The following is a 2,717-nucleotide window of genomic DNA, read 5'->3' on the forward strand; positions in this document are numbered from 1 at the left end:
CCACCCGGCGAAACAACGCACCACACTCAGACCATTCCTGACAGTCTTCCATATTTCCTCCATTTTTCCGCTGTGTTACCTGACTAAACTAGTATCATTCCCCGAAAGTGTTTCAGGACGAGAACGTATAACGATGAAAGGCAGTAACAAATCCCGCTGGGCAATCGCCGTTGGTCTGATTGTGGTGGTCCTGGCCGCCTGGTATTGGCACAGCCAGTCCGCGAACTCCACGGCACCTGCTGGCGCCAATAGCCCCTCACAACGTCCAACGGGCGGCGGGCGCCACGGTATGCGCGGCGCGGCGCTGGCACCGGTACAGGCGGCAACGGCGGTGAATAAAGCGGTGCCTCGTTATCTCTCCGGGCTGGGAACCATTACCGCCGCCAACACCGTGACGGTACGTAGCCGCGTGGACGGTCAGCTGATGGCCATCCACTTCCAGGAAGGCCAGCAGGTGAAAGCCGGCGATCTGCTGGCGGAAATCGACCCAAGCCAGTTTAAGGTGGCTCTGGCGCAGGCGCAGGGGCAGCTCGCGAAAGACAAAGCCACCCTCGCCAATGCCCGCCGCGATTTAGCCCGCTATCAGCAGCTGGTAAAAACCAACCTCGTGTCGCGCCAGGAGCTGGATACCCAGCAGTCTCTGGTCAGTGAATCTCAGGGCACCATCAAGGCCGACGAAGCCGCGGTCGCCAGCGCCCAGCTCCAGCTCGACTGGAGCCGGATCACCGCGCCGATTGACGGCCGCGTGGGCCTGAAACAGGTTGATATCGGCAACCAAATCTCCAGCGGCGATACCACGGGCATCGTGGTGATCACCCAGACGCACCCTATCGATCTCGTCTTTACCCTGCCGGAAAGCGACATTGCGACGGTGATACAGGCGCAGAAGGCCGGAAAAGCGCTGGTGGTTGAAGCCTGGGATCGCACCAACAAGCAGAAGCTGAGCGAAGGTTTGCTACTTAGCCTGGATAACCAGATCGATACCACCACCGGCACCATCAAGCTTAAAGCACGCTTCAACAATCAGGACGATGCCCTGTTCCCGAATCAGTTCGTCAATGCGCGAATGCTGGTCGCGACAGAAGAAAACGCCGTGGTGATCCCGACGGCGGCCCTGCAAATGGGCAGTGAAGGCAACTTTGTCTGGGTGCTGAACAGCGAAAACAAGGTCAGCAAACATCTGGTGAAAACCGGGATCCAGGACAGTCAGACGGTGGTGATCAGTGCCGGGCTGTCCGCTGGCGACCGCGTCGTGACCGACGGTATTGACCGTCTGACCGAAGGGGCGCAGGTCGAGGTGGTGGAAGCGCAGAATACAGGAGCAAAAGCCTGATGCAGGTGATGCCGCCGAGCTCTACAGGTGGGCCATCACGCCTGTTTATCTTACGTCCGGTTGCGACGACCCTGTTGATGGTGGCGATCCTGCTGGCCGGGATCATTGGCTACCGTTTTCTGCCCGTGTCGGCGCTGCCGGAAGTGGACTACCCGACCATTCAGGTTGTCACCCTCTATCCGGGCGCCAGTCCAGATGTGGTGACGTCCGCCATCACCGCCCCGCTGGAGCGCCAGTTCGGCCAGATGTCTGGCCTGAAGCAGATGTCCTCCCAGAGCTCCGGCGGCGCCTCGGTCGTCACGCTTCAGTTCCAGCTCACGCTGTCGCTGGACGTCGCCGAGCAGGAGGTGCAGGCCGCGATTAACGCCGCCACTAACCTGCTGCCGTCTGACCTGCCGAATCCACCGGTTTACAGCAAGGTCAACCCGGCAGACCCGCCGATCATGACCCTTGCCGTCACCTCCTCGGCCATGCCGATGACGCAGGTGGAAGACATGGTCGAAACCCGCGTGGCGCAGAAGATTTCGCAGGTGACCGGCGTGGGACTGGTGACGCTGGCGGGCGGTCAACGCCCCGCTGTGCGCGTTAAGCTCAATGCCCAGGCCATTGCCGCGCTGGGGTTAACCAGCGAAACCATTCGCACCGCCATCAGCAGCGCCAACGTTAACTCAGCGAAGGGCTCGCTGGACGGCCCAACCCGTGCGGTCACGCTCTCTGCCAACGACCAGATGCAGTCCGCCGATGAATACCGCCAGCTGATTGTGGCCTATCAAAACGGCGCGCCGATCCGCCTCGGCGACGTGGCAACCGTCGAACAAGGCGCGGAAAACAGCTGGCTCGGGGCGTGGGCCAATAAGCAGCAGGCGATTGTCATGAACGTTCAGCGCCAGCCGGGCGCGAACATTATTGATACTGCCGACAGCATTCGCACCATGCTGCCGCAGCTGGTGGAAAGCCTGCCAAAATCGGTGAGCGTGAAAGTGCTTTCTGACCGCACCACGAATATTCGCGCCTCGGTGTCAGACACCCAGTTCGAGCTGATGCTGGCGATTGCGCTGGTGGTGATGATCATCTACCTGTTCCTGCGCAACGTTCCGGCAACCATCATTCCCGCCGTCGCCGTGCCGCTCTCGCTGGTCGGGACGTTTGCGGTGATGGTTTTCCTCGACTTTTCGATTAATAACCTGACGCTGATGGCGCTCACCATCGCCACCGGGTTCGTGGTGGACGATGCCATCGTGGTCATCGAGAACATCTCGCGCTATATCGAAAAAGGTGAAAAGCCCTTAGCCGCCGCGCTGAAGGGCGCAGGAGAAATTGGCTTTACCATCATCTCGCTCACCTTCTCGCTGATTGCGGTGCTGATCCCGCTGCTGTTTATGGG

2 protein-coding genes are annotated in these 2,717 nt (G+C 60.3%); both read left to right on the plus strand.

Annotated elements, in window-relative coordinates; translation table 11 throughout:
• Positions 1-133: 133 nt before the first annotated feature.
• A complete protein-coding gene (locus tag INF86_RS16450) occupies positions 134-1,333 on the plus strand; it encodes an MdtA/MuxA family multidrug efflux RND transporter periplasmic adaptor subunit (RefSeq protein WP_193543723.1) in 1,200 nt (399 codons plus the stop codon).
• Positions 1,333-2,717 (plus strand): efflux RND transporter permease subunit (locus INF86_RS22515; protein ID WP_227414811.1); only part of this gene is annotated, 1,385 nt, incomplete at its 3' end. The genes INF86_RS16450 and INF86_RS22515, both read left to right, overlap by 1 nt.

Origin of the sequence: Enterobacter cloacae complex sp. I1M (genome assembly GCF_014982425.1) — a bacterium.
Taxonomy (GTDB): domain Bacteria; phylum Pseudomonadota; class Gammaproteobacteria; order Enterobacterales; family Enterobacteriaceae; genus Enterobacter; species Enterobacter intestinihominis.